The 998-nt window shown below is 31.1% G+C and carries 1 pseudogene (only partly in view); it reads right to left on the bottom strand.

What is annotated here, in order from left to right:
* Positions 1–152 precede the first annotated feature (152 nt).
* Positions 153–998, bottom strand: a pseudogene (locus tag WG67_RS07970) (IS3 family transposase); it runs 250 nt beyond the window's last position.

Raw genomic sequence — 998 nt, 5'->3', positions numbered from 1 at the left:
AAAAAAGAAAATTAAACCTTGTTTTTCTTTTTTCGTTGGGAATGTTCAAAAAAGTGTGTCAAACCGAAAAAAAAGTAATAAATTGATATAAAAAAAATGGAGGTTTGACTGACCTTACCCAGAAAAAGTGGAGAGAAAGTTTGGAATGTTTTTCACAAAGAGAATGATGAATCAAAATGCTCAGGAATGCAATAGTTAATAGTGACGTTGTTTGTTATAAAAAATTTCTATATATTCAAATATAGCAGTTTTGATATGCTGTTTAGAGTGCCGAGAGGTGTCTATTGGTAACTCCCTTTTTAGAGAACTGAAGAAGCTTTCCACAACAGAATTGTCGTAACAACAACCTTTATAACTCATCTATGTTTTTTATGGATAAGAGATATTGATAACCTTGCGAAGTATATTGTGAACCTTGATCACTATGTAATAGTAGATTTTTGGCAGGTTTACGCTTGTTAACGGCCATTAATAAAGAGTCCATAACCAATTGTTTATTTATTGAACTGCTCATTAACTACCATGCGTGAATATAGATCGATTATTGTTGCCAAATATAGCCATCCTTCTTTGGTTTTTATATAAGTAATCCCATACTTTATTTGGTTGATCGACAATAAAGTTTTGGTCTAATATATTGGGAGCTACTGTCCGTTTGTTGTTTCTTAATTTTAAATTTTCTTCTCAATATAGCCTGAATACCATTTTTCTGCATAATACTTTGCACGTCGTTTAAGTTTAATTAGTGGTATANAAAGCCTTCAATTCAGCATGAATTTTAGGAGCTCCATATCTACATTTAGAAACTTGATATATTTTTTGAATAGCTGCGAGTAGCTCTTTATTTGCTGATTCTCTACTGCTTATTTTTCTTGTGGTCCACTTATAGTAGCCACTAGCAGAAAATCCTACATAATTCCTGTACTTTATAGCAGTTACTATACTCTTTTATAAAAAAATATTTTACTCTTTTTGACTGGCCAGGGCTTTTTTTTAAA

It is taken from the genome of Wolbachia endosymbiont of Drosophila incompta, assembly GCF_001758565.1.
GTDB classification, from domain to species: domain Bacteria; phylum Pseudomonadota; class Alphaproteobacteria; order Rickettsiales; family Anaplasmataceae; genus Wolbachia; species Wolbachia pipientis.
This window is presented reverse-complemented; position numbering and strand designations above follow the sequence as displayed.